Here is a 22,729-nt window from a genome sequence, read left to right as displayed (position 1 = left end):
TGCTTACATCTGAAGGCAGAGGAGTTGATCATGGACTTGTCAAAGGCTTATCCGTTAGTTTATGAAGCGATGGATTATCGCTCTTTGCGCCAAGATTTAATTGCAAGTAATGTTGCCAATGTGGACACTCCCTTTTATCGCCCTAGAGATGTAGATTTTGAGACTATGTTAGCCCACAAAAAAGCGGAGGTTTTTGATCACAAGAAAGATCAGATTTTAGAATTGGCTAAAACAAATAAAAGGCATTTAAGTCCAAAATTACAAGAAAGCCAAAAAGCCACGCTTTTTTTTAGAGATGGGCATTTAGCAAAAAATGATGGCAATAGTGTAGATTTAGACATTGAAACCTCTGAGATGGGCAAAAATAGCACGATGTATCTAGCGCTAACAACAGCCCTTAAAAAACATAGAGGGATTGTTAACTACGCCATTGATGCGGCAAAAAACATTTAAGGAGCGCGCATGTTTTTATCTAGTTTTGATATTAGCGGGTATGGGTTATCTGCCCAAAGGGTGCGTGCTAATCTAATTTCTTCTAACATTGCTAATACTAACACAACCCGTACAGATGAAGGTGGCCCTTATCGCCGCCAAGAGGCCGTTTTTAAATCTTTTGATTTTAATAAAGTCTTGAATGAAAAATTGGCAGAAAATAATAATTTAATGGAATATGAAGATCCACTTGATGAAAGCGATGCAATTGAAAAACCTAACCCTCCAATCATGGGTGTTTACATTGAGAAAATCGTGCGCGATGATAAAGCACCACTTTTAAAATACGATCCTAGCCATCCAGATGCCGATGCTAATGGGTATGTTTCCTATCCTAATGTTAATCCTGTTGTAGAAATGGCAGATCTCATTGAGGCCACGCGTGCTTATCAGGCCAATGTAGCGGCTTTCCAGAGTACAAAAAATATGGCGGCTAATGCTATTGGCATGCTACAAGCGTAAAAACTAAAAGAAAGGGGTATTTTTTTGGGTATTTGAATATTATCCAGAAGAGACGATGTAGGTGATATAGGATGCAAGGAGTTCAGATGAAGACTTTATACACAGATATAGGGTTAAACAAAGCAGGTACTCCTTTAGATTCAAAGGTGCATGAAAATCTAGTGGAGAGAGGAGAGTTCTCTCAGATGCTCAAGCAATCTATTGACGAACTCAACAATACCCAAATGCAATCAGATAAGGCTTTAGCAGATATGGCAACAGGTCAGGTTAAAGATTTGCACCAAGCGGCTATTGCCATTGGTAAGGCTGAAACAAGCATGAAATTAATGCTAGAGGTACGCAATAAAGCTATTAGTGCCTACAAAGAATTACTAAGAACGCAAATTTAGGTTTATTAGTGTACCCTCCCTTTTGTAGAGAGTTTCTATACGGGGAGGTTTATGCAAGAGTTTGCATCTAAATCCCTCGATTCAAACAAAGACCCCTCCCACCTAAAATACGACTCAGAACACGGGCGCACCGAGCGTTTACTCATGATTTTTGCCGTTGTGGGGGGGTGTTTTATTCTTTTTGTAGTGGTGATGTTGTTTAAAGCCCTGTTGCCTAGGAAAATGCCGGCTTTAATCATCACCAAAACAGACATCGCCACTAGAGGGCGGATTTTTAGCCAAGATGGTTTTAGCCTAGCTAGTAGCCAAAAACTTTTCAAGGTGAGTTTTAACACCCTCTCTATTGATCCAAATAAAAAAGATTTCTTTATTGATTTGTTATCAATCTATACCAATATCCCTAAAAGTATCATCGCAAGCAAGTTTTCCCAAAATGGATTTGTTACCCTTTCTTATAATGTCAGTGCCAATACAGCTGCTAGTTTGAGGCAATTAAATGCCAAATTTTTGGCCTATAATGTTTTCCAAGAATATGAAGATCAAAACAGGAAAATCATGCCTAAAATCGGCCTTAGCATTGAGGTAAGCGGGATTGCGCGCAATTATCTTTATAAGGATAATTTTGAACCCTTAGTGGGGTATGTTAAAAAGGTTGATATTTCTAACATCACTTCTATACAGGGGGTAAAAGGGATTGAGAAGTTTAAAAATGGCGTGTTAGCCTCTAAACATGATGGCAAGGATACGGGTAAACGCGATTTAGGGTTTAATCTTATTGAAGATAAAAGTTTTAAAAGTATACCCCGCATGGATGGATCGGATCTCATTTTAAGCATTCCTTTAAAAATCCAAAGAGAGTTAGAAAAGATTTTAGATACCGCTAAGGCGCGCTACAAGTCCCACCAAATCATCGCCGGGATTTATCTCCCCCAAAATGGCGAAATACTCACCCTAGCAACCACAAATCGTTTTAACCCTAATAATATCCAGAAAAATGATTACCCTTTTTTAAATGTAGATGCGGTGGAATTATCCTTTGAGCCGGGCAGTACCATTAAGCCCATTGTTTACTCGCTTTTAATTGATAAAAAACGCATTGATACCAGCCAGCCAATTGATCTTAACCATGGGTCTTATAAGCTAGGTAAGTATACAGTCAAAGATGATATTGTCCCTCCTAAACACACCACGATTGAAGATGTTTTGATCCGCTCAAGCAATGTAGGCATGATCAAACTTTCCAAGCGCCTTAGTGGTGAAGAACTCCATACAGGCCTTAAGAGTTTTGGCCTTTCAGAGTCTACGGGGATTGATTTACCCTATGAAAAAACAGGGCTGATTCCTAGTATCCGTCTACTCAATACCGAAGTTTATAAAGGTAGCGCCTCTTATGGTTATGGTTTGCGCACCACATTTTTACAATTAATCCGCGCATACGGGGTTTTTGCTAATGCAGGGGTGATCACTACCCCGCATTTGATCAAACAAGTACGCGCCACTAATGGAGATATTTATATCCCAAATCCTCCTATTAAACGGCAGGTTATTAGCCCTGAAAGTGCGTTAAAAATGCAAAATTTACTCATTAAAGTTGTCAGACAAGGAACGGGTAAAAGCGCTCAAGTTGAGGGGCTTATTATTGGTGGTAAAACAGGTACGGCTAGAACAGCTAGCAAAGGTAAATATACAGAAGCCTATAATAGTTCCTTTTTTGGATTTGTCAAAGATAAAGAAAACACTTATGTTATCGGGGTGGTGGTTTTTGGATCGTTAGGGAGTGAGGAATACTATAGTAGCCAAACAGCAGCCCCTATTTTTAAACAAATTGTACAAATGCTAGTCGCCCACCAGTATCTAACCCCTTCTAGGATTTTAAGTACGCCCCCACAAATCCATACCCCTAACCCCTCTTATAAAAAACACCCCACACGGCATGGGTTAAAGAATATTAAGAAAAACTAGGTATAAGCTTTAAGCAGATCTCTTTAAGGATAGAAATGGTTACGCAGGATACGGTTTTAAATGTGTTAAAGACGGTGATTTATCCCAATTTTGAAAAAGACATTGTTAGCTTTGGGTTTGTGAAAAACATCACACTTCATGAGAAAAAAGTCGCCCTTTTACTAGATATTCCCTCTAGTTCTGCAGAGGTTGCACAGGCTCTAAGAACAGATATTATGGCAAAGATGCAAGAATTAGACTTGACTTGCCAGATTGATATTAAAACTCCCCCCAAAAGGGAAAAACAAAGCCAGCAAGAACAAACAACTAAAAATCTAGCCCCCAATATTAAACATGTGGTGATGATTAGTTCAGGAAAAGGGGGCGTGGGCAAGAGTACCACAAGTGTTAATTTGGCTATTGCACTTGCACAACAAGATAAAAAAGTAGGTTTATTAGACGCTGATGTTTATGGCCCTAATGTGCCCAGAATGTTAGGCTTAATGACGACTAATCCTACTACCGATCCAAGTGGTAAAAAATTAATCCCTTTAGAAGCTTATGGTATACGGGTAATGAGTATGGGGCTTTTATATGAAGAGGGGCAAAGTTTGATTTGGCGCGGTCCTATGCTAATGCGTGCCATTGAACAGATGTTGACAGATATTATTTGGGGTGAATTAGATGTTTTGGTAGTAGATATGCCACCGGGTACAGGAGATGCACAGCTCACTTTAGCCCAAGCTGTACCCATTAGCGCTGGAATTACCGTAACAACACCCCAAACCGTGAGTTTAGATGATGCAAGCCGGAGTTTGGATATGTTTATGCGCTTAAATATCCCTATTGCTGGCATTGTAGAAAACATGAGCGGTTTTATCTGCCCACACTGCGCCCATGAGAGCAATATTTTTGGTAAGGATACTTTGCAATCTCTATCCAAACAATATAAAACCCAAGTATTAGCACAAATCCCTATTGAGTTGCAGGTTAGAGAAGGGGGGGATAAAGGCACGCCTATTAGCATTCTTAACCCTAATTCTGCTATCAGCCAAGCTTATATACAGGCTGCAAACAAGCTCTTAGAGTTTCTCCACAAAGTTAAAGTAGAGAATCTGGCGGATAATAAGAGTATCCAACCCACCATACACTAAGATCAACTAAAACGATGGAAATTTTTAACCGCCTCAAGCGCGCGGTTCATCTTTATGATCCGGGCTATTTTAGTTTGGTTTATGCCCTCAGAACTACCCTCATGACTTTTGTATGCGCCGGTTTAGGGACTTTTTTCTTTGGCTATTCTATTGCAATTTGGGCGGGCTTTCAGGCCGTTTTTTTATATTTCTCAAGCTTGCTTATCAGCGATAAAGAACATGAAATTTATTATCTACTAGTCTTTATTGGAGTGAGTTGTTTTAATGCCTTGATCTTTTATCCTATGGCTCATTTTGGGGCATGGCTATGCGTGCCGATTGCAATCACCACCTTTTTAGTGGGCATGGCTATGGCTTATAGCCTAGATTTATATAAAGTGTGCAATGCCGCCCTTTCTAATGGTCTAGTTACTTGCCTTTATGTAGATGCCAATGCCCCTCTTGATCTCACACAAACTTTACTCATGATTTCTGTCTTAGGTTGTCTAAGTCTTGTAATACAACACTTTATCGTTACCAAATACGGCTATTTTGTCAAAAAGCGTTTTTCTACTCTGCTCTCTAGTATGGAACTGATGTTACAATACATCAATAGCCCTACAGAATACACCCACATCAAAACACAAGTGTTAAGCCAGATTCATAACACCAAAGTGATTTTAACCTCGCGCTCAAGCCGCATTAAAAACCCACACACGATTCAAAATCTCCAACGCGCCCTTTTCCAATTACACGCCTTAGAAGAGATTTATCACTCTATCCACTCTATTGGTGGTTATTTAGGCACTTTAGAATCTGTATGCCAAGAGATCATCTTGAATTTACAAACTCTATCCGGGATTTTTACAAAACAGCACATAGAAATACAAAAAACAGCACTCAACAATCTTAGCCCGCAACTAGATAAAGTGGTGCGCCACTCTATTGCCATTATTTATAATAAAATGGAAATCTTTTTACTAGGAGGAGAGGAACAAGTAGCCCCTAGTAATCCTGAATACAAACCCACTTTTAAAAATGTACTCAAAGCCTTTAATATTAAAAATGCCATTTTCCAATATGCCTCTAAATACGCTATAGCTATGGGTATTGCTGTTTTTATTGCCCGCTATTTTGGATTTAACCATGGCATGTGGATTGCTATGGCGACCTTATTAATTTCTCGCTCCAGTTTAGGGAGTATCCGGGAAGCCCAATTAGAATTTGTAATGGGTTCTTGTATTGGATTAGTACTTGGTTTGTTGGTGGTGGAGTTATTTGATGGCAGTGTTATTTTTTATGGATTTTTAGTAGTGGGTGTCTTTTTCTTTATTTATTTAAAAGTCTACTCTTATGCCACTTGGTCAGCAGCTTTGATGTTTGCCTTCATTCTTTGCTTCTCACTCCTTACCCATGATTTTATGGGCATGGTGGTTTCTCGTGTGGTGGATCTGCTAATTGGTATTGGGATTGTTTATGTGATTTTTTTATTCATATGGCCTAAATACGACAAAGATGAATTTATCCAACACACCCGCCACTTAGTAACCACTTTACGCTGTCTTTTAGAGGCATACAGCGATGCAGCGCAAGTTTTACATCTCCAAAACACTTTTTTAAGACAGCTAGATGCCTTTAGACTTTGTTTGAAAAACGCCCGTACCGAAACTTCTGAGCCCAACACTTTAAAGTCTCTATTCAGAGGATTAAAAGCTGTGGATATTTTAGATACCTGTAGCTATCGCCTCTATGATTATTGTCTAAATATCAAGCTTTCAAAAGACAAGCAACTTTTGCTGGATAATAACACCCAAATTTTACTAGGACGCTATTTACAAATGCTAAACTATCTTAACAATAAACCCCACTACTTCAAGGCTAAAGAGGGTAACCGTTTGCTTAAAATTGATAGCGAATTAGACGCGCTTTTAAGGACCATGTTCTTTACCCAAAATAAACTTTTTAGAGAGATCATGTATGTCTTTAAATATTAAAGCTATGTTATGGGGGAATATAATATAAACTTTGTATGGATATAAAACTTTTTGAGGGTAAAGCCTGATATACAAGTAATGTAGCACCGTTAAAGTGCCCAAATGCTAAAAACATTTGAGCTTACTTGGCTGGTTTTGATTGTAAGGGATTTTACAGAGTTTAAACGCATTTTCTTGCAAGTTTTATACAATCGCACCGTAAAGCCCGCAAGCTTAGCTAAACGGATTAAGACGACTACTAAAGGTCTGTGCTATAAACGCAGGGAATAAGGGCTCAACTCTAAAGAGTAGAGGCTATGTGTCGCTTAGCGCTCAAGCCCTGATGATTCTCTCAATCCTCTAGCTTAACGCTATGGGGAGTATGTCAAACAACAGCTACTAAGGCCCTAGAACTTAGCCAAAACTTGAGAGCCCTAAGCACCGATTAAAGTGTGGGGGTTAAGCCCTAAGCCAACCTAAAACACCCCCCTATCATTAATCTTTATTCCACCTCCGCATCAATCACATCATCTTCTTTTTTCTTAGAAGATTGCGCGCCTTGATCTTTTTGCATCATCGCCTCAGTGAGCTTATGTGAGGCCTCAGCAAGGGCTTTCATACGCGCCTCTATCATCTCCTTGCTTGCATTCTCATCTTTAAGGCTAGCCTCCAACTCACCCAAAGCCTTTTCTATTTTTTCTACCTCGCTAGCCTCTAATTTGGCTTTGTGCTCCTCTAGGCTTTTTTTGGTTTGGTGTGCTAAACTTTCGGCTTGGTTTTTAACCTCTACTACAGCTTTACGGCGGCTATCTTCTTCTTTGTGTAACTCCGCATCTTTAACCATTTTTTCAATTTCACTATCGCTAAGCCCACTTGAACCGGTGATTTTAATTTCTTGGGACTTACCGGTGTTTTTATCTTTGGCTGAGACGGTTAAAATTCCATTCGCATCAATATCAAAAGTTACCTCAATTTGGGGTACGCCTCTTGGAGCGGGCGCAATACCGGTTAAATCAAATTTGCCTAAAGATTTGTTGTCTTTAGCAAATTCGCGCTCACCTTGTAAAACCAAAATAGATACCGCCGGTTGGTTATCCTCTGCTGTAGAGAAAACTTGCGCTTTTTTAGCTGGAATGGTTGTACCTTTTTCAATAATCTTACTCATCACCCCGCCTAAGGTTTCAATGCCTAAGCTAAGCGGTGTAACATCCAATAAAAGCACATCTTTAACATCACCCTTAAGTACGCCAGCTTGGATACTTGCCCCCACAGCTACGACTTCATCAGGGTTTACTGATTTATTAAGATCTTTATGGATAAATTCTTTCACGCGTTCTTGAACTTTAGGAATGCGCGTTGAACCACCCACCATCACCACCTCAGCAATATCCCCCCGACTTAGCCCTGCATCTTTGATCACCCCATCAATTTTAGAAATAGTCTCCTCAATGAGATCTTCAATGAGATTTTCAAATTTAGCCCGGCTAATTTTTTTAACCAAGTGCTTAGGTCCGCTGGCATCGGCTGTAATAAAGGGCAAATTAATTTCGCTCTCTTGGGCTGAACTCAATTCTTTTTTGGCATTTTCGGCTGCCTCTTTGAGCCGTTGTAAGGCCATGATGTCTTTTTTAATGTCAATGCCATTTTCGCTTTGAAATTCTTTAGCGATAAAATCAATGATGCGGTTATCAAAATCATCTCCGCCTAAAAACGCATCGCCGCCTGTGGCTAGCACTTCTACAACATTATCTCCAGTTTCAAGCACGGTCACATCAAAAGTTCCCCCGCCAAGATCATAAACCATGATTTTTTCAGATTCTTTTTTATCCAAACCATAGGCCAAAGCCGCAGAGGTAGGCTCATTAATGATACGCAAAACATTCAAACCAGCAATGGTGCCGGCCTCTTTGGTGGCCTTTCTTTGGCTATCGTTAAAATAAGCCGGCACGGTGATCACCGCCTCATTTACCGCCTCGCCTAAATAGCTTTCTGCGTCCTCTTTAAGTTTAAGCAAAATCTTAGCCGAAATTTCTTGAGGTGTATAAATTTTACCCGCAATTTCTACCGCACACGCGCCGTTTCGATCCACGATTTTATAAGGTAAGCGCTTTTTAGCCTCTTGTGCCTTATCCTCATTGCTCATAAGCCCCATGATGCGTTTAACAGAATAAATGGTTTTTTCTGGGTTAGTTACGGCTTGTCGCTTAGCACTCTCGCCTACTAAAATCTCACCTTTATCTGTGAAAGCCACTACAGAGGGGGTTGTGTTTTTGCCCTCTTTGTTAGCGATGATTTTTGCCTCATTGCCCTCATATACAGCCATTGCTGAATTTGTAGTTCCTAAGTCAATACCAATTACTTTTGCCATTTTGTATCCTTTATGTTGAATTTAACTATTTTTTGCGATGCTCACCATCGCAGGGCGCAACAAGCGCTCTTTATATTTATAGCCTTTCTGGAAGACCTCCACAATCTGCCCCTCCTCTTTGTGTTCAGCTTGAACATGCATGATGGCATTGTGCAGGTGTGGATCAAAATCAGTACCACACTCCACACACTCAATGCCGTGCTTGCTCAGCACTTCATGCATTTTTTGCAAAGTGAGCTCTAGCCCATCAGAAATGGCCTTGTTTTCCTCCTTTCTAGCACTCTCTAAGGCCGCATGCAAGGTATCTATCACAGGGAGTAAGTCGCTAGCGATCTTTTCATAGGCATACTCTAGTGCCACCGCTTTATCCTTCTCCAAGCGCTTTTTGACATTCTCAAAATCTGCATGCGTGCGCAGATAGAGGTCTTGTACCTCTTTAAATTTGGCCTGATAATCTATCTGGGGCTCTTGCTCTTGTGCTTCTACTTGTTCCATCTCAGCACTCATCTGATCTTGTAACTCTGCTTGCTCTTCATTCATGACACTCTCCTAATGGATCCATAAAATCCTTCAAAATCTTGTTCAATTTCCCCCACGCAGAACATGTTAATGTCCTCCCCTTGAGCTTTAGCAGGGCTAAGCACCCCTAAAAAACCTAAGGGCAAGACCTTTTCAAAATGTAGTCCATGCTCTAAATGCCGCAACAACTCCCCTTTAAGAATTTGCAAAAATAGCGACTGGCGTAAAGACTGAGCTAACACGCATAGCCCAAAATAAAGCCGCTTTTGAAAATAGATTTCTATTTGCTTAGCTAGGCTAGCCATGCACACCGAAGAGGCGATTTTATGAATATCTTGGCATTCTAAGCCCACCAAACCTTTTAAAAATCTCTCTAGTTTTTTGTTATAGCTTAATAAAACTTGATCGTCTCCAAAATCTAGGATTAAAAAGCGCTGGCTGTGATCATATACTGCTAATAAAACCGCCCTTTGATAGCGCTCAACCATGCTAAAAATTCTGTAATGCTCGCTGGCCATTTGGAGTTTTTCTAAATCCACTTCAAAGGGCACATGGGGGTTGAGTTTGGCACGCCAATAAGCTTTAAGCGCCTCTAGCGTGGGGATACGCCCACTACTGCTATGACTCTGGCTAAGGGCCCCCTCATCAGTTAAGCGCTTAAAATAGTTGCGGATAGTAGCAGAGGAAATCTGCACGGCTTGATCTTGGAGCACCAAACGCAAGCTTTCAGAGCCCACAGGTACATGGCTACTTAAATAGGTTTTAATAAAGGTTTGTAAAAGCCACTCTTTTTTTGAACCCATGGGTCTCCTTTGAAATTTTTAAAACTGCGTGCAGTATAGCATAAATTTTGGAAAAATTAGCATTCTTTTTTAAATATTGCTAAAATTTCTGTCATTTTATCCCCATTAAAGCGTAAACTTTATACGGCCTGTATCAATTTATATTACTTACTTTATGAATAATTCTTTCTATAAGTAGCAAGTATTAAATAACACATGCCATAACCTTTTAGTCTGCATGCAATCCTTAGCTTGTGTTAAATGAAAATTAGTTAGAATCAAGCTTTTAGCCTAATTATTTGGGGGTCTTGTGCGGTTTTTATGGGTTTTTTGTGTGGTTTTTGCCTTTTTAAGGGCTGAGGGGAGCGATAGTTTTTTTCAAGCCATTGAAGAACAACTCCAAAGCAATACGGCTAAGGGTATTTTAATGGTGATCTTTATTGGCATTGCCTTTTATGTGTGGCGCAATTTAGATCGCTGGCGGGATATTTTATTCACGGTTTTAGGCGTTGTGCTAGGCATTATGCTTTTTTTTAAAGCTCCCGCTCTAGCTTCGTGGTTTATGGGACTCTTTTAAATGCATTATCCCTTGTTAGTGGTTTCTGTCCCCAACCTTAAAGAAATTTCTACTAAAGAAAAATTTCTCTGGCTTAATGCTAAATCTTGGATCGTCTCTATTTTTATCCCCTTTATATGCTGGCCATGGCTTGGTACTCTAGCGACGCTATTTTTTTATGCGGGTTTTTTATTGCTCTTTAGTGTGTTAGAGTTTTTTGATGAAGACATTGCTGATATTTTAATTGCCCGCTCCAAACTTAAAACAAAAGCTTCAAGCTTTTACGCCTGAGACTTTTAATTGATCTAAAATTTGATCCACAATCAAGGCCGTTCCGTTATTAGAGACCTTGTTAAATAATTTTCTACTCACCTCAGAAATATAAAGCCCCTCTTTTGTAGGGGCTTTTAAAGAACGCATGAATTCAAATAAATGGCTAGGATGTAAATCTTTTTGTGCGACAATCCTAGCCAAACCTTCTTGTTCAAACTCTAAAGCGTTGTAGTACTGGTGATTCTTAGCTGCAAAAGGATAAGGGACAAAGAGGGTAGGCAAATTATTGGCACAAAGTTCCCATACACTACTCGCCCCTGCACGGCTCACACAAATATCTGCTTGTTGCATTTTTTTAACTAGCTGGATATCAAAGGCAAATAGATCAATGGATTTTAAAATCCCTAAACCTTTATAAAGTGTGGCGATGCGCTCATATTCTGATGTCCCGCATTGGTGGATAATATGCATTCCTCTTTTAAGTAGTTTACGGGCACATAAAAGCGCAAATTCATTAATGGCTTTAGCGCCTTGAGAGCCTCCCAAAAAGAGCACCGTTTGGATATTAGTGCGTATGCGGGCATGTTCAAAAAAACTTTGTTGGATAGGATAAGGTGTATAGATGTATTTAGAATCTTGGTTAGGATTTTTAAAACTACTAAAAACACACCTAGCATAGGGGGCGATGATTTTATTAAGCGTGCCTTGAATGGCATTTTGCTCGTGGATATAAAGAGGGATTTTAGATAAGATACTTGCAAAACTCGCAGGACCAGCACTAAACCCGCCTACACTAATGAGAGCCCGGATCTGGTGTTCTTGTAAAATCTTTTTGGCTATTTTTATGCCCCGGATTTGTTTATACAAGGCATGCATTTTTTTAAAGGTCTTTTTATCAACCACCCCTGTGGTGTCTAAAAAAAAGCACTGCTTAAATAAATCGCTAGATTCAAACCATGCCTTATCTTGCCCGGAAAGACTACCAATATAAATTAAATCCTCGCCTCTATTTTGCAACTCTTGGGCTAGTGAGCGGGCAATGCATAAATGCCCACCCGTTCCTCCTCCTGTAATGGCCAACATATTAAGAACTTAAACGCGATTGATTCTGTGTTTGTACAAAAGATTTAAGCGTGTCTCTAAAGCCAAAATCTGGATAGTCCATGATAGAAAGGGCAATTTGAGCGCCATAGCCATTTTCAGGATTAAAGATTAAGGGAGCGAGAAAATTAACCATCGAATCCTCTAAATTCTTTTGAATCACCACCACACAATACACCTCTACTTGTGATTGTGCGTTGAGTTCTAAAAGTAATTCAATGTATTTAGGGATACTAAAGCTATACTCGCGCAGTTTATAAGGATTGACTAAAACCATGCTAATAGTGTTATCTAAACTACTCACACGGCTAAAGAGATCATCAATTTTTGTAAGTTCAACCTCCATGATCCTTTCAAATCCTAGAATGGGGGCTTTGAGTGTGTAGAGCATAGACTTCCTTTACAAAATATGAGACTCTCAAAGCAAAACTTATTCCATTTAAAAACTCCTAATATTTAATATAATTCTTATAATTGTTTTTATATAATCCGCCCTCGTAATTTTGATAAAAGGTTATGAAATGAAAAAGATTGCGTCTTTTTTTGCTGGGGGGTGCTTGGCCATAAATAGCTTGCAAGCCATTAAAACCCATAGCTTGCAAAAAGTACAAACCACAGGGGCAGCTGTGAATGAAGAAGCCCCTAAAAGCTGGCGCAGTGAGGAAGTGAAAAACTATTTAGGTAGCCAGACGGTTATCTCACACAAACAACTCACCCAGCAAGCTAACCAAAGTTTTGAGGAGGCTTTGCAAAATGTGCCCGGGGTGCATATTAGAAACACCACAGGTGTTGGGGCTATACCTAGATTTTCTGTTAGAGGTTTTGGAGCTGGAGGGAGTGGAACAAGCAATACTGGACTTGTTTTGGTTAATGGCATTCCGGTCTATGCCGCGCCTTATGCAAGTATTGCTATGGAAATTTTCCCCGTTTCCTTCCAAGCAATTGATCGCGTCAGTGTTACTAAGGGAGGGGAGAGCGTGCAATATGGCCCTAATCCTGTTGGGGGCGTGATTAATGTCATCACCAAACCCATTCCCTACAAATGGGAAAATCAGGCGGCTGAAAGAATGACTATCTGGGGCCGTCCTAGTAATGGAGGGATTACAGGACCTACGAGTAAAAATACGCCTTTGGATAAAACACTTGGCAATAATCTCTTGTATGACACCTATGTTAGAAGTGGAGGCATGATTAATAAATACATTGGCGTGCAAGCTCAGGCTAACTGGACTAATGGACAGGGCTTTAGATACAATACCCCAACCAATATCCAAAACTATTTGCTAGATTTGCTCTACCAAATCAATGACAACAATAAAATCACGGCTTACTACCAATACTATAAGTTTTTCATAACCCAACCGGGCTCTTTAAGTGAGCAAGCCTACAATCAAAACCGCTTCCAAAATGATCGCCCCAATACCAATAGAGGTGGTAGAGTTATGCGCTGGGGTGCGGTCTATCAGACATTTTTTGGCGACACTTCCAAAGTAGGCGGGGATTTTACACTCACCTACTACGGGCAAGATCTTAGCCGGGATATGCAGATAGATTCTAACTATCTAAGTGTCAACGAACCTAGCATTAATCCTAATCTACCGGTTTATACTGACCAAAACTACAAGGGATTTTTTATTGCCAATCACATCAGGCGCTATGTGATCAATGGCATTGAGCCTAATGTTAATGTGGTGGTTAATACAGGACCTGTCAAACAAACTTTTAAAGTGGGTATGCGCTTTATGACTAGCAATATGTGGTTTAAGGCCATGCAGTCTAATTGTGAGTGGCAGAATAGTACATGTAGCATGTCGCCCTTTACTTTGGTAACCAAGCCAAGCCAAAACCTACAAATGGCCAATAATTACACGGCTGGCTATCTTAGCGATAAAATGGAATTTTTTAAGGGCAAGCTGATTTTCACACCTGGGTTGCGTTATACCTTTTTGAATTACAAAAGAATGAGGCCTGAAAGTGGAGATTTTGCTGTATGGAATGCCACTAAGCAATATCAAAATGAATGGAGTCCGGCCTTGAATGTGGGGTATAAACCCCTTGATGGTTGGTTATTATATTTTAACTACCGCAGAAGTTTCATCCCGCCACAATTTAACACCATAGGGCTTTTTTCTATTAATTACAACCAAATTTTTAACGAGGTTGAGGTGGGTTCACGCTATGCTTACAAGGATCTACTTAGCTTTAATGCCGACTATTTTGTTACCTTTGCGCAACGCTACTATGCAGGCGGGTATAGTAATGATGCAGTCAATGCTAGAAGTCAGGGCGTGGAGCTAGAGTTGTATTATGCCCCTATTAGAGGGTTGCAATTCCATGTAGCCTACACCTACATTGATGCGATGATCACCTCTAGCGTGGGTGATGTGTTAGCTGACTTTAAAGGCATTGTTAACCAATCCTTTAACATCAAAGGCAAAAGACTCCCCTATGTAAGCCCTAATCAATTCATTTTTGGCGCGACATACACCTACAAAAAGACCACCGTTGGGATTAGCAGTTACTTTTATAGCCGGGCATACTCCTCTGTACTCAATCAGGCTAGATCAGAAACTGTTTGTTTTCAGTTTGACAACCCTGCTAAAAGCGGTGGTTTGAGGTATGGCTGTAATAGTGTGGGCTTATTGCCTTGGTATTGGGTATGGAATATCCAAGTGAGCCAAACGCTTTGGCAGAGTGGGCGGCATCAAATTGTGGGTAGTTTGCAGGTCAATAACATTTTTAACATGAAGTATTATTTCAGGGGTCTTGGCACAGGCCCTGCAGGTAGAGAACCTGGTCCTGGGCGCTCAGTTACGGTGTATTTGAGTTATCAATTTTAAAATTAAAATGGTGAGGGGATAAGCAAAAGAGCGCTATTGCTACTAAGTTTTAGTACGCATGTTACTAGAGGTTTTTTAGTTTCTAGGAGGAGTGAATCACTCGCGTGCTAAAGATAAGTGGGATTTGTTAAGAGAAATAAAATTTTTTTAAAGCGGAGTAGCTGGAGGGGTGGCTTTATAGCCAAAACAAATCCTAAAGCACATTACAACTTGGCATACCTTGATTATTTTATTCTATGACACGCATCTTTAAATCCTAGCTTGCAGGCTTTCTTATGATATTCTAAAGCCTTTTGTGGATCTTTTTGCACACCCTCCCCATTCTCATACAAGTTTCCCAAGTTATTATAAGCCTTCGCACTTCCCATACTTGCTGCTTTTTTAAAACACTCTATAGCTTTCTGGTAATCTTTTGCTACACCCCAACCAATATAATACATGCTCCCTAAGTTATTATAGCCGGCCGCATTCCCCATGCCTGCTGCTTTTTTGTAGTACTCTATAGCTTTGTGGTAATCTCTTGCTACACCCTCCCCATTCTCATACAAATTCCCCAAGTTATTATAGCCGGCCGCATTTCCCATGCTCGCTGCTTTTTGATAATATTCTAAAGCCTTCTGATAATCTTTTGCCACACCTTCCCCATTATCATACATAACCCCCAAGTTAAAATAGGCCTTTGTATCTCCCATACTTGCTGCTTTCTTATAATACTCTAGGGCTTTCTGGTAATCTCTTGCTACGCCCTCTCCATCATTGTACATAACCGCCAAGTTGAAATAAGCTTTCACATCTCCCATGCTTGCTGCTTTCTTGTAATACTCTATGGCTTTGTGGTAATCTTTTACTACACCTTCCCCATTAGCATACATAACCCCTAAGCTGTTATAAGCATTCATATCTCCCATGCTCGCTGCTTTTTGATAATATTCTAAAGCTTTCTGATAATCTTTTGCCACACCATCCCCATCATTGTACACAACCCCCAAGTTAAAATGAGCCTCCGCACTTCCCATGTTTGCCGCTTTCTTGTAATATTCTAAAGCCTTTTGTGGATCTTTTTGCACACCATTCCCATTAGCATACATAACCCCTAAGCTGTTATAAGCATCCGCATCTCCCATGTTTGCTGCTTTCTTGAAATACTCTATAGCTTTCTGGTAACCTTTATTTTGATAAGCTTTTTCAGCAATTGAAAAATACGCATCGCCCTCCCCCTTAGCCTGCACACTGCAAAGTACACCCACCAACGCTACACATAACATACTTTTTAGCATTTTTTCTCCTTTGTAGAATTTGCAGAAACCAAGCCTTCATTTTTAAATGCTATCGGCTTATCTTAAAAACACAAAAGAAAATAACGCGATCCCTTCACTTTTTATCTTGATTAAACTTAACATACAAACTAATGAGGTGTTCTGTAGAGCTATCTTGTTGCTTTTCAGAGGGTTCATGGCGCAATCTTGCTAAAATGTCTTTTGTGAGTTCTTTACCTAATTCTACGCCCCATTGATCAAAACTATTAATATTCCAAATCACCCCTTGTATAAAAATTTTATGTTCATAAAGCGCAATTAAAGCCCCCACACTCTTAGGACAAATGGTTTCTAATAAAATCACATTGCTAGGGCGATTACCCGAAAAAATGCGGTGGTGGGCAAGTTTACTAGCTTTTTGCTCAGAATAACCCATTTTTAAGAGCTCTTTAAAAGCCTCTTCATATTCCTTACCCTCCATAAAAGCCTGTGCTTGGGCAAACATGTTACTCACTAAAATATCATGGTGTTCTGGTAAATGCCCCTCTTTGCTTAGAGAAACAATAAAATCAATCGGGCTAATATGCGTACCTTGATGGAGCAATTGGAAAAATGCATGCTGGGCATTAGTACCCACATCGCCCCAAATAATGGGCCCTGTATCATAATCCACCACTTGCCCCTCTAAAGTAGTACTTTTGCCATTGCTTTCCATGTCTAGTTGTTGGATAAAACGAGGAAAATAGCGCAAATATTGATCATAGGGGGCTATTAAATGACTCCCGGCATCAAAAAGATTAATATACCAAATGCCTAAGAGTGCTAAAATAACCGGCATATTCTGCTCAAAAGGGGCGTTTTTAAAATGCTCATCCATTTCATACGCCCCTTGTAATAAACTTTTAAAATTTTGTTTGCCTAGATAAATCATAATAGAAAGCCCAACAGCTGACCATAAACTATAACGACCCCCCACCCAATTCCAAAAAGAAAACATGTTTTCTGTATCAATCCCAAAGTTTTGTACCGCCTCTTTATTGGTAGAAACAGCCACAAAATGCTTAGCAATGTGGCATTCATCTAAGGCGTGGGCTAAAAACCATTGGCGCGCGCTTAAAGCATTAGTTAAAGTCTCTTGGGTAGAAAAAGTCTTAGAGGCGATGATAAAAAGCGTGGTTTCTGGATAAATCTTATCTAATACTCCTTGTATTTGTGTACCATCTACATTAGAAACAAAATGTACATTTAAACGCGGACTAGCATAGTGTTTAAGCGCCTTACACACCATTAAAGCCCCTAAATCCGATCCGCCTATGCCAATATTAACAATATCAGTAATGACCTGATTAGTATAGCCAAGCCACTCCCCGCAACGCAGCGCGTCGCTAAAGGCTTCCATGCGTTCAAGCACCGCGCGTACCTGTGGGAGAACATTTTGCCCCTCTTCTATAATGGGTAACTCTCCTTGATAACGCAAAGCGGTGTGTAAAACGGCGCGCTCCTCTGTGGTGTTGATTTTTGCACCCGAAAACATCGCCTCTATTTTGTGCTTTAGCCCGCATTCTTGAGCTAGAGCTCTTAAAAGTTTTAAAGTGGTGTTGTTGATGCGGTTTTTGGAGTAATCTAAATAAATAGAGCCAGTTTTAAGAAAATAACGCGTGGCACGGCTTGGATCTGCTTTAAACATGTCTTTCATATGGATCGTTTTAATGCTGTTAAAATGTTCTAATAAATCCTTAAAGGCCTGTAATTGTGTTAAGGTTTTCATACACTCCTCTAAATTTTTCAAACAAAAATTCCCCCATTATAACAACAAAGTTAAAACCTCTCAACCCACATTAACCCCTCTTTTGTTACAATGCCTTTATTTTTAAGAAAGATTCCCATGCGTTTTATCACAAACAATCTCTTTACTCCCTACACCTTAAACGAAGAATTTCCTATTCTTTATCACTTTGATCAAAGTCAAGCACAGGCTAAACAAGCTTTAGATCGCATGAGCGCGCTTAATTTAAACACACAAAGCAACGAACACCAGTTTGAAGATAGCTTTATTGCCCCTGTGCTTGAAATCTTAGGTTGGCAATTTTTACGCCAAGAGGAAAAGATCATTCAAGGAAAGTTAGAAAAACCAGACTTTTTACTTTTTGCTACTAAAGAGTGTTTATCCAAATACAGCGCATTAGAAAGAGATTTAAGACGGGCGAGTAATGAACATTTTGCCGTGATTTTAGAGAGTAAGGCTTGCTCTGTGATCTTAGATAATGGCAAGGTAGAAAACAACCCCCACTACCAGATTTTACACTACTGCAATGCCTTAAGGCATGATTATGGCTTTTTGACTAATGGGCGTTTTTGGCGTTTTTATAACACCAGTACCCTTTCTACCCATAAAGTCTTTTTTGAGGTGCATTTAGAGGGGATTTTACAAAATCAGGATTTAGAAGAGTTTTTATACTTCTATCATCTTTTCAGCGCGCAAAACTTCACCCCCAAAGATAGCCCTATAGAAAAGACTTTAGAGTGTAACGCAAAAAATATTGTACAAATTGAGCAAGATTTATCTAGTTTAATTTATGGCACAAATGGGCAGGATTCGCTCTTTGAGGACATCGGCGCAGCGCTTTTTGCTGTTTATGCCAAACAAACTAAAGAGGAAGAAAGAGAGATTCTTTTAAAAAATATCTATGAAAACACCCTATATTTTTTATTCCGCTTACTCTTTATTGCCTACTTTGAGGATAGATTTTTAGATAGCCTTAAAGATCACCCCGCCCTTTCTCATTATTTGAGTTTATATACTTTGTTAGAGGATAAAAAATGGGGGGAAAATAGCGCTAGTTTTGTAGGAATGGCGCGTTTAGAGGAGATTTTTAGGGTTTATAACGCGGGCAATGCTAATTATTCCATGCCTCTTTTTAATGGCGGGCTTTTTGAAGAATCTAAAAGTACACTTTTTAAAAAAGGCCAAATCATCAATGACACCCTACTCAAGCGCATTCTGATCAAACTTTTTTATTATGACTATAAAAAAGGCTATAAGCGGGGTTATTCTACTTTAAGTATTTCGCATTTAGGTAGCATTTATGAGGGGTTGCTTTCTTTTAAATTTGCCCTAGCTAGTGAGGAGCTGTATTATTGCGTGTATGCCACAAATGAGGGTTATTTTGATAGCTACGATCTTAAAAATATTAAAGAAAAACCCAAGAGTACCCAACACTACACACAAGGCCAGCTTTATTTAAAAAATAGCGCCAACTCGCGTAAAAGTAGCGGGAGTTTTTACACCCCAGAAAAAATCACAAAAGAATTAGTCAAACAAGCCTTAGTCGGGTTAAATGATTCTAATATCTTAAATTTTAAAATCCTAGATAATGCCTGTGGATCGGGGGCTTTTTTAATTGAAAGCTTGCACCAAGTGAGCCAAAGAGCATTAAGTGGTGAATTCCCTTCTTTAAAACCTCTTTTAGAACAAGAAAAACAAATTGTAGAGGAGCAGATTAAAAAATGCGCTCCCAGTTTCCCGCTGGATGAGGGCGCTTTGATTAAGCGCTTGGTGCTTAAAAACTTAATTTATGGCATAGATAAAAACCCCTTTGCAATTGAACTAGCCAAACTCGCGCTTTGGATTGATAGCTTTGTTTTTGGCACGCCACTAAGTTTTTTAGAACCCCACCTTAGATGTGGCGATGCCTTGCTAGGTTGTACTTTAGAGGAATTTAAAGAATTTTTAAGAGAAACAGGTCAGATTAAAAATTCTATAGCCTATCAAGGAAGTGTATTTGCTCCAAACTTTCTTGAGGAGTTTAAAAAGCTACAGGAGGATTTTAAAACATTAACCAATATCAAAGACACCACACCAGAGGAAATAGAACATTCTAAAGAACTCTTTAACAGGGCTAAACCCACTTTAGATAAACTCAATCTTTATTTAAATTTTTACAACACCCACAAACTCATACAAGGTTTGCCTACAAACCATAAAGATCGGCAATGGTGGGAAAAACATGGCCAAAATTTTAACGAAGAAGGAATAGATAAACTTTTGCAAGAGGGGGAGGCGGTGAAAAATTTTATTGAGCGCTATGCCTTAAAATTTAGGTTTTTTAACTATGAAATTGAATTTCCTGAGGTGGTGCAGAATAATCAAATTTGTTTTGATGCCATTGTGGGTAACCCCCCTTGGGAGAAAACAAAATTTGATGCAAGCGAGTTTTTTGCTAGTTTAAGGAGTAATTACCGAAAGCTTAGTCTTAAAGAACAAGAGGAGTTGCGCCTAAATGCTTTGGATAAGCTCTACATTAAAGAGCAATTTGAACAAGAAAAAGAACACATCAAAACCCTAAATGCCTATTACAAAACCCACTACCCCCTCAGTAGAGGCGTAGGCGATAGCAATTTGTTTAGATTTTTTATTGAGCGCCAATTAGGGTTATTAGCAAAGGGGGCGCGGCTTTGTGTGGTCATTCCGAGTGCTTTAATGCTAGAGGAGGGCAGTATCAAACTACGATCAGCTATTTTAGAAAAATTTAGCCTAGAGTTTTTCTATAGCTTTGAGAATCGCAAAAAGATTTTTGAAGATGTGCATCGCTGCTATAAATTTGCCCTGCTTGGTATTTCTAACAAAAAAGCTAAACCGGAAAAAAGCATTAAAACCCTCTTTTATTTGGAACAAATAGAGCAAATTCAAGAATTAAAGCCCCTGTTAATCCCTGTTAAAGAACTCTTAAACACAGAGAAAAGAGCGCTTAAAGAGGTTAGAAATGCGCTAGATTTAGAAATTGCCAAACACTGCGAAACACGGTTTAATAAACTCAGCACAGCGTGGCTGGATTTTAGGCGCGAATTAGACATGAGCAATGATAAGGATTTATTTATGAATCAAGAGGCTTTAAAAACAAAGAAAACCGGTACAGGAGGCGCGGGTGAAAACGAGACGCTTCTGCTTTTAGAGGGCAAATATATCCACCAGTTTAACGCGCGCTTTGCACAGCCGCGCTATAAAGTAGAGCGCGCCAAACTTGAGCAAAGGCTACAAAGTAAAGAGATCTTTCGGGCTAAAAAAGCAGGCTATACCGGCAAAATCGCCTTTGAACACCAATATTTCAGGCTAGGTTATAGAGAGGTGGCTAGCGATACAAATGAGCGTAGTTTAATTGTGAGTTTGGTGGCTAAAAATTGTGTGGCCGGGAATAGCATGTTTTTAAGTATTCCCTATATTTACACTAAAAAGGGCATTGTAGAAATAAAACCTTTGCAACTACTCTTTGTACTAGGGCTTTTAAATTCTTTGGTGTTAGATTTTATCTTACGCCTGCGTGCACAAATCAATATCACCAAAACCTGCCTTCTTGAACTCCCCCTGCCTCAGCCAAGCCTAACAGAAATAGAAAATAACCCCACTTTTTTACAGATTGCAAAAAGCGCGCTAGAGTGCCAACTTTTTAACGACACAGCCGGAGAGTTTGAGGCACTAAAAGTACAAATACAAGGGCGGCTTGATGTGCCTAAAACCTCTAAACTTTATGATATTAAGCGCGCTAAATTAGATATTTTAATCGCCCGGGAAGTGTATGGCCTAAGCCAAGCACAATTTTTTCACCTCTTAGATTCCTTTAAAGTCTTAGCCAAAAAACAACCGGGCTTTATCGCCGCTTTAAAAAGTTTATGGACAGAAAGCGGGGATTTTTCTTAGGGTTTTTTCTTGAGGGGGGGGGTTTTGAAATGGGATTTTTTTTGAGGTATAACTCCCCTCTGAGCGTAGTTTTCTCTTTGAGGGGTTTTTTAGCGTGGCTTCCTCTTTAGGGGGTTTCTTTTAGGCGTAGCTTTCTCTTGAGCGGGGATTTTTTGAGGCGGAGATTTCTCTTTAGCAAAGCTTGCTATTTGGGGGGTTATCTTAAAGCGGGGGGTTTCTTTAAAAAGCTCCCCTTAGCTTTTTCTGTGGGGGGTTTCTTTAGGGACTTTCTCTTAGGTTTAGTTTCTCTTTAGTGTAGTTTTCTTTGAGGGGGTTTTTTGATAGAGCTTTAGCGGGCTTGATCTTATGTGGGTTTTTGACGGGTTTTTCTTTTTGGGGGTTTTAACGGGGTTGATTCGAAGTAGAACTTACTCTTAACTCAGGCTTTTCTTTGGAAGGTTTCTTTAGCATGGCTTTCGCTTTGGCTGAGATTTTTCTTTAGTATAGCTTCTAGCGGGCTTGATCTTATGTGGGGTTTGCTTTTAGCGTAGCTTTTTCTTGAATAGGTGTAGTTTTCTTTTAGGTGTAGTTTCCTATTAAGTGGAGTTTGCGCTTAAAGCGGGGGTTTTCTTGAGGGGGGTTTCTTTTGAGTGGGTTTTCTTTAAGGTATAACTCCCCTCTGAGCGTAGTTTTTTCTTTAGCAAAGCTTGCCATTGGGGGGTTTGATCTTAAAGCGGGGGGGCTTGAGTAGGAGTTTTTAATCTTAGGTGAGGCTTTTTTGTGGTGGAGTTTTCTTTAGTGTAGCTTCTTCTTAAGCAAAGCTTACTATTGAGTAAAACTTGTTATTGAGTGGGGTTTTTTTAAAACAAAACTCCCCATTAAATGCGCCACTCTTAGGTGAAGTTTACTTTTAAAGACTAGTTTGTTTGCGGGGCGGGGCTTTCTTTGAGTGTAGTTTTCTATAAGTGGA

The 22,729-nt window shown here is 39.6% G+C and carries 18 protein-coding genes; 11 read left to right on the top strand and 7 right to left on the bottom strand.

The features are described 5' to 3' along the window. The first annotated feature begins 30 nt into the window (after window positions 1-30). The 7 genes from flgB to G6Q06_RS01625 all read left to right on the top strand — a co-directional run bounded on the left by flgB (window position 31) and on the right by G6Q06_RS01625 (window position 6,681). A complete protein-coding gene (gene flgB / locus G6Q06_RS01655; protein ID WP_163533611.1) occupies window positions 31-453 on the top strand; it encodes a flagellar basal body rod protein FlgB in 423 nt (140 codons plus the stop codon). 9 nt (window positions 454-462) lie between these two features. Continuing rightward, window positions 463-954, top strand: coding sequence for a flagellar basal body rod protein FlgC (gene flgC / locus G6Q06_RS01650; protein ID WP_163533612.1), 492 nt, complete (start codon window positions 463-465; stop codon window positions 952-954). Window positions 955-1,040: 86 nt separating this feature from the next. Continuing rightward, window positions 1,041-1,343 carry a flagellar hook-basal body complex protein FliE gene (gene fliE / locus G6Q06_RS01645; protein ID WP_034376995.1) on the top strand — a complete coding sequence of 101 codons (303 nt, stop codon included), beginning with the start codon at window positions 1,041-1,043 and terminating at the stop codon, window positions 1,341-1,343. Between the two features lie 51 nt (window positions 1,344-1,394). Next, window positions 1,395-3,305, top strand: coding sequence for a peptidoglycan D,D-transpeptidase FtsI family protein (locus tag G6Q06_RS01640; protein ID WP_163565521.1), 1,911 nt, complete (start codon window positions 1,395-1,397; stop codon window positions 3,303-3,305). A gap of 35 nt (window positions 3,306-3,340) precedes the next feature. Beyond that, on the top strand, window positions 3,341-4,438 hold the full coding sequence (locus G6Q06_RS01635) for an Mrp/NBP35 family ATP-binding protein (protein ID WP_163565520.1): 1,098 nt from the start codon (window positions 3,341-3,343) through the stop codon (window positions 4,436-4,438). A 14-nt stretch (window positions 4,439-4,452) separates the two neighbouring features. Further along, entirely contained in the window at window positions 4,453-6,411 is a 1,959-nt protein-coding gene (locus G6Q06_RS01630; protein WP_240329153.1) for an FUSC family protein, read from the top strand. Between the two features lie 102 nt (window positions 6,412-6,513). Continuing rightward, entirely contained in the window at window positions 6,514-6,681 is a 168-nt protein-coding gene (locus tag G6Q06_RS01625; RefSeq protein ID WP_163565519.1) for a hypothetical protein, read from the top strand. Between the two features lie 211 nt (window positions 6,682-6,892). On the opposite strand, the gene dnaK is transcribed toward G6Q06_RS01625, so the two are convergent. From dnaK to G6Q06_RS01610, 3 genes are read right to left on the bottom strand one after another with little or no spacing between them, the layout of a single operon-like run. After that, on the bottom strand, window positions 6,893-8,758 hold the full coding sequence (gene dnaK / locus G6Q06_RS01620) for a molecular chaperone DnaK (protein WP_163533615.1): 1,866 nt from the start codon (window positions 8,756-8,758) through the stop codon (window positions 6,893-6,895). A 21-nt stretch (window positions 8,759-8,779) separates the two neighbouring features. Next, complete coding sequence (gene grpE / locus G6Q06_RS01615; RefSeq protein ID WP_163533616.1) at window positions 8,780-9,298, bottom strand: nucleotide exchange factor GrpE; 519 nt, start codon at window positions 9,296-9,298, stop codon at window positions 8,780-8,782. Beyond that, window positions 9,295-10,080, bottom strand: coding sequence for an HrcA family transcriptional regulator (locus G6Q06_RS01610; RefSeq protein WP_163534542.1), 786 nt, complete (start codon window positions 10,078-10,080; stop codon window positions 9,295-9,297). Before G6Q06_RS01610 ends, grpE begins: the two co-directional genes overlap by 4 nt. Before the next feature lie 289 nt (window positions 10,081-10,369). Here G6Q06_RS01610 and G6Q06_RS01605 point away from each other — a divergent pair, with 289 nt between their 5' ends. Beyond that, window positions 10,370-10,636: a TrbC/VirB2 family protein gene (locus G6Q06_RS01605; protein WP_163533618.1), complete on the top strand. Its 267-nt coding sequence runs from the start codon at window positions 10,370-10,372 to the stop codon at window positions 10,634-10,636. Beyond that, entirely contained in the window at window positions 10,637-10,906 is a 270-nt protein-coding gene (locus G6Q06_RS01600; protein ID WP_034376154.1) for a hypothetical protein, read from the top strand. Here the strand turns inward: G6Q06_RS01600 and murG are convergent. After that, the gene (gene murG, locus G6Q06_RS01595; RefSeq protein WP_163565518.1) at window positions 10,889-11,971 is read right to left on the bottom strand and encodes an undecaprenyldiphospho-muramoylpentapeptide beta-N-acetylglucosaminyltransferase; all 1,083 of its coding nucleotides are present in this window, start codon (window positions 11,969-11,971) and stop codon (window positions 10,889-10,891) included. The two genes, G6Q06_RS01600 and murG, sit on opposite strands and share 18 nt — an antisense overlap. A 1-nt stretch (window position 11,972) precedes the next feature. Continuing rightward, complete coding sequence (gene fliW / locus G6Q06_RS01590; protein ID WP_163533621.1) at window positions 11,973-12,380, bottom strand: flagellar assembly protein FliW; 408 nt, start codon at window positions 12,378-12,380, stop codon at window positions 11,973-11,975. Window positions 12,381-12,510: 130 nt separating this feature from the next. On the opposite strand from fliW, the gene G6Q06_RS01585 reads away from it, so the two are divergent. Next, window positions 12,511-14,829 carry a TonB-dependent receptor family protein gene (locus G6Q06_RS01585; protein ID WP_163565517.1) on the top strand — a complete coding sequence of 773 codons (2,319 nt, stop codon included), beginning with the start codon at window positions 12,511-12,513 and terminating at the stop codon, window positions 14,827-14,829. Between the two features lie 224 nt (window positions 14,830-15,053). Here G6Q06_RS01585 and G6Q06_RS01580 read toward each other — a convergent pair whose 3' ends face one another. Then, the gene (locus G6Q06_RS01580) at window positions 15,054-16,106 is read right to left on the bottom strand and encodes a tetratricopeptide repeat protein (RefSeq protein WP_163565516.1); all 1,053 of its coding nucleotides are present in this window, start codon (window positions 16,104-16,106) and stop codon (window positions 15,054-15,056) included. 94 nt (window positions 16,107-16,200) lie between these two features. After that, window positions 16,201-17,853 (bottom strand): glucose-6-phosphate isomerase, encoded by a 1,653-nt coding sequence (gene pgi, locus G6Q06_RS01575; protein WP_205435758.1) that lies wholly within the window; start codon window positions 17,851-17,853, stop codon window positions 16,201-16,203. Between the two features lie 117 nt (window positions 17,854-17,970). On the opposite strand from pgi, the gene G6Q06_RS01570 reads away from it, so the two are divergent. Next, the gene (locus G6Q06_RS01570; RefSeq protein ID WP_240329152.1) at window positions 17,971-21,780 is read left to right on the top strand and encodes an Eco57I restriction-modification methylase domain-containing protein; all 3,810 of its coding nucleotides are present in this window, start codon (window positions 17,971-17,973) and stop codon (window positions 21,778-21,780) included. Window positions 21,781-22,729 lie beyond the last annotated feature (949 nt).

It is taken from the genome of Helicobacter suis (genome assembly GCF_902196135.1).
GTDB classification, from domain to species: Bacteria; Campylobacterota; Campylobacteria; order Campylobacterales; family Helicobacteraceae; genus Helicobacter; species Helicobacter suis_A.
The sequence above is the reverse complement of the archived record's forward strand: the minus strand, read 5'-3'. Positions and strand labels throughout refer to the sequence as shown.